Annotated in this window: 3 protein-coding genes; all 3 read right to left on the reverse strand. The window is 49.0% G+C overall.

The window, feature by feature from the left end; genetic code table 11:
- Nucleotide 1: 1 nt before the first annotated feature.
- Complete coding sequence (locus tag Q0614_RS05120; protein ID WP_298787013.1) at nt 2-838, reverse strand: TIGR01777 family oxidoreductase; 837 nt, start codon at nt 836-838, stop codon at nt 2-4.
- A 232-nt stretch (nt 839-1,070) separates the two neighbouring features.
- Nucleotides 1,071-3,443 carry a ribonucleoside-diphosphate reductase subunit alpha gene (locus tag Q0614_RS05125; RefSeq protein WP_298787015.1) on the reverse strand — a complete coding sequence of 791 codons (2,373 nt, stop codon included), beginning with the start codon at nt 3,441-3,443 and terminating at the stop codon, nt 1,071-1,073.
- A gap of 384 nt (nt 3,444-3,827) precedes the next feature.
- Nucleotides 3,828-4,440, reverse strand: a 613-nt coding sequence (locus Q0614_RS05130) for a hypothetical protein (protein WP_298787016.1), incomplete at its 5' end; no start/stop codon positions are given.

Genomic DNA, 4,440 nt, shown 5'->3' on the forward strand with positions numbered 1-4,440 from the left:
GTTATCCCAAAACATCCTCAAGCGCGGTTTTTAGATCGCCAAATTTAAAGCTAAAACCGCTTTCTATCAAAGCTCTTGGATAGACTTTCGCACCCTCAAGCAGCACGCCGGACCCCTCGCCCAGCATCAAATTTAACGCAAATTTAGGCACTTTAAAAAAAGTCGGTCGCCCCAAAACCTCGCCTAAAATTTGAGTAAATTCGCCGTTTGTGCTAGGTTGCGGCGAAACGAGATTAAAAACGCCGCTTTGGCGGTTTTGCAAGGTAAATTTAAATGCCTCTAGCAAATCAGCGACGCAAATCCAGCAAAACGCCTGCTTGCCGCTACCGATCTTGCCGCCAAGACCGAACCTAAATGCCGGCAGCATCTTAGCTAGCGCGCCGCCTCGCCCCAGCACCACGCCTAGTCGAAATATCGCCGTTTGCGTCCGCGCTTTGGTAGCTTCGCTCTCCCACTCGCATGCTAGCTCGCCCAAAAACCCGCGGTCAAATTTGACCGAGCTCTCGTCGTGATCAAGCCCGTTTTCGTAGATGCCGATAGCCGAAGCGCTGATGAAAAATGGCGGATTTTCTAGCTCGTTTATAGCGCAAACCAGCGTGCGCGTAGTCTCTATCCTGCTTGCGCGAAGCTGCTTTTTATACGCCTCGCTCCATCTGGCCGCGATAGAAGCGCCTGCTAAATTTATAACCGCGTCGCAGCCGCCGATGAGGTCTTTGAGTGCGTCTTTGTAGGCGTAGGCGGCTCGCGGGATAGCTATGACCTCGTGCCCTTGGGCTCTAAAAAATCTGCAAAGCTCGCCGCCGATAAATCCGCTCGTGCCGTTTACGGCTATTTTCATATTTTTGCCTTTTTATAAATAAATTTTGTTTTAACGCGTACGGTCAAATTTGACGCAACGCATGGTTAAATTTAGCGTTAAATTTAACGCTAAAAGTCAAGCCATTTTGCTCAAATTTGACGGGTGAAACGAAAGCTTAAATTTGCCGTCAAATTTACTTTCTAAAATACTCTTTCACGCCGTTTTCGCCATCTAGTTGCGAGCGTAAATTTTCTAGCGCGGCGAATAAAATTTACTGACACCCTTCGCACTCGATCGAGCGATCCGCGACGTTGTTTAGCTTCTCGCTATCTGGGCTTTCGGAGCGCAGGTAGTAGGTCGATTTTAACCCGAGCTGCCACGCAAGCGTATAAATTTCGCTCAGATAGCCGCCGCTTGCCTTATTCAGGCTCATAAATATATTTAGGCTCTGGCCTTGATCGATCCATTTTTGGCGGATGGCGCCAGCCTTTACGAGCAGGCGCTGATCGAGTTCATACGCAGGCACGTATGCCTGCCACGTCTTCGGGCTTAAATTCGGTACGACGACCGGGATCATGCCGCTTAGATTGTGCTCGAACCACTTGCGCTTATACACCGGCTCGATCGTCTGTGTGGTGCCTACGAGTATGCTGATACTCGATGTCGGCGCAATCGCCATCAGGTAGCCGTTTCGCATGCCGTCGCGCTTTACTTTCTCGCGCAGTCCGTCCCAGTCGCAGCTACTCTGCTCAAAAAGCCCGCCGCGCTTAACGAGCGCTTTGGCGTTTTCGTTCGCCAAATCGATCGGGAAAATTCCTTCGCTCCATTTTGAGCCCGCAAAATCAGGATATCTACCCTTTTCTACGGCTAAATTTGAGCTTGCTTTGATCGCGTTAAAGCTCACGTTTTCCATTATCCTATCGATCAGCTCGAAGTGCTCGTAGCTGCCCCACTTCACGCCGCGCTCGGCAAGCATCTGCGCCTCGCCCATTACGCCGAGCCCTATCGCGCGCGTTTTTAGATTGGTGTGTTTGACCTTGGCGTGCGGATAAAAATTTAGATCGATGACATTATCGAGCATTCGCACGGCGATCGGCATCACGCGAGCTATCTCCTCGCGGCTATTGATTTTGCTTAAATTTACGCTTGCGAGGTTACAAACCGCCGTCGCGCCCTCGTCGCAGCCCTTTTCCACGATAAAAATTTCTTTGCCGCCCAGCGTGTCTAGCGCGGTGATCTTTTTCGCCTTTTTTACGATGCCCGCGTCGGTTCTTACATCTTCGTTTTCCTCAAACAGCCTCTCGCTGCCGTCAGCAAAAACGACTTTGATTTTGTAGTGGTTCGGCGCCGTGTTTTGAAAAATTTCAGTGCATAAATTTGAGCTCCTGATTAAGCCTTGATGCGCGTTTGGATTGATTCGGTTGGCGTTATCTTTGAAGCATAAAAAGGGCATTCCGGTCTCAAAATAGCTCGTTAAAATTTTCTTCCAAAGCTCCTTTGCCAGGATCGTAGATTTTGAAATTTTATCATCGGCCTCGTACTGCTCGTAGCGCGCTTCAAATTCCGCGCCATATAGATCGCTCAGATCGCTTACCTCCGCAGGATCGAAGAGCGTCCATTTGCCGCCGCTTTGAAGCCTTTTCATAAACAGATCGTTTATCCACAGCGCGGGGAAAATTTCATGCGCGCGGCGCCTCTCCTCGCCCGAGTTTTTGCGCAGATCGAGGAAGTCGCTCACGTCCATATGCCACGGCTCGATATACACGGCGATAGCGCCCTTGCGCGTGCCCAGCTGATCGACGGCGACGGCGATGTCGTTCGTGATCTTTAAAAACGGGATGATGCCGCCCGCGGCGTTTTTGTGTCCGTCGATGCTGCCGCCCATCGCGCGCACCTTGCACCAGTCCCAGCCGATACCGCCGCCGAATTTGCTCAGAAGCGCCATCTCTTTGTAGCTATCGAAAATCCCCTCGATATTATCGGGCGTGCTTCCCACGTAGCAGCTGCTTAGCTGATGCCGCGTCGTGCGGGCGTTTGAGAGCGTAGGGGTCGCGAGCATGACTTCAAATTTAGATATGAGATCGTAAAATTTCTTCGCCCAACTCTGGCAATCAAGCTCGTTTTGCGCGAGGAACATTGCGATCGCCATAAACATCTGCTGCGGCAGCTCGATCGGCGCACCGCTTTTATCCTTGATGAGGTAGCGATCGTAAAGCGTCTTGATGCCGAGGTAGTTAAACTGCAAATCGCGCTGCGGTTGCAGATAGGAATTTAGATCCTCAAGATCGTATTTTTCCTTTAAGCCGAGCATTATACGGCCCGCCGCCTCGCCGCGAGCGAAGTAATCTTGTAGGCTGTTGTAGCCGCTAAAGCCCGTTACTTTGTGGTACAGATCATATAAAAATAGCCGCGCGGCGACGAAAGTCCAGTTCGGGCGATCCACGTCGATCTTCTCGACTGCGGTTTTGATGAGGGTTTGCTGGATCTCCTCCGTGGTGATCATATCGCGAAACTGGATCTTTGCGTCCACCTCAAGCTCGCTAAGGCTTACGTTTTCCAGCCCCTCCACTGCCTCGCTCGTGTATTTTTTGATCTTGCTTACGTCAAGTTCCTCGGTTCTGCCGTTGCGTTTGATTACTTTCATATCGTTCCTTGAAATTTAAAAATGCAAATTTAGCGTTAGTTTCCCAATATAAAATACGTCGTCAAAAGAGGCGGCGTAATAAATGCCGCTCATAATCCGCCGTCTTTTAAATTTACGCTAGCTGCGCTGCAAAAGCGCGCATTATAGCCAAATTTGCTTAAGTCTATCTGTCATTGCAAATATGAGATTTTGGCTTATAAGTTTTAAAATTCAGCGAGGCGGGTAGAAACGATGCGGTAAAATTCGAGCGGAATTTTATGGTGGCGCCGCGGAATTCTGCAGGTAAAAATTTGCGCGGAGCCTTGCGAAATTCTGCGCCGAAAAAGCAAGAAATAAAAAGGGCTTTGCGAGCAGGTTTAAAATTTGCTCGCAAAGCTTAAAAATTTAATTGTGCGGTAGTGGGATAGGTTTGCCGTTTAAGATCATAGAGTTGCTTGCCTTATCGAAGCTAAACTCCATCTTAACTCCATCTCCGTCTGGCTTAAGGAACTGCGAGCCGTAAACTTCAGCCATCGGCGCAAAATCGCGCAGGCTGTCATAAGGCGATAGGAAGTCCGTGATAGTCGTATTTATCGTAGCTTTGCCGTCCAAGCTCATGCGCTTAAAAAGCTGCGTCTCGTCGATGTAGCCGCCTACTAGCGCGCTTGCGTTAAAAGCAAATTTCTTGCCGAGGCTATTTTCAAACGAAAAATCATTCACGTTGATTTTCATATCATCTTTTAGCAGCTTCATAAAAAGCTCTTTATTTTCCGCTAATTTTTCGCCTTCTTGCGGATTTGAGATAATAGACAGATATTTTTCGAAAAGTGCGGCGCTAAAGCTGGTATCGACGCCCAAATGGATGTTTCGCACTAGCACATCGGCGATTTTTAGGCTTTGGGCTTTATCGCTTTCGTTGAAATTTAAAATTCCATCTTTTACGCGGTAGCTACCTTCTGTGCTCATATCCGTAACTACGACGAAGCGCTGTTTATCTACAGTTACGACGAGCTCTTTT

The sequence above is a fragment of the uncultured Campylobacter sp. genome (assembly GCF_937997595.1).
Taxonomy (GTDB): domain Bacteria; phylum Campylobacterota; class Campylobacteria; order Campylobacterales; family Campylobacteraceae; genus Campylobacter_B.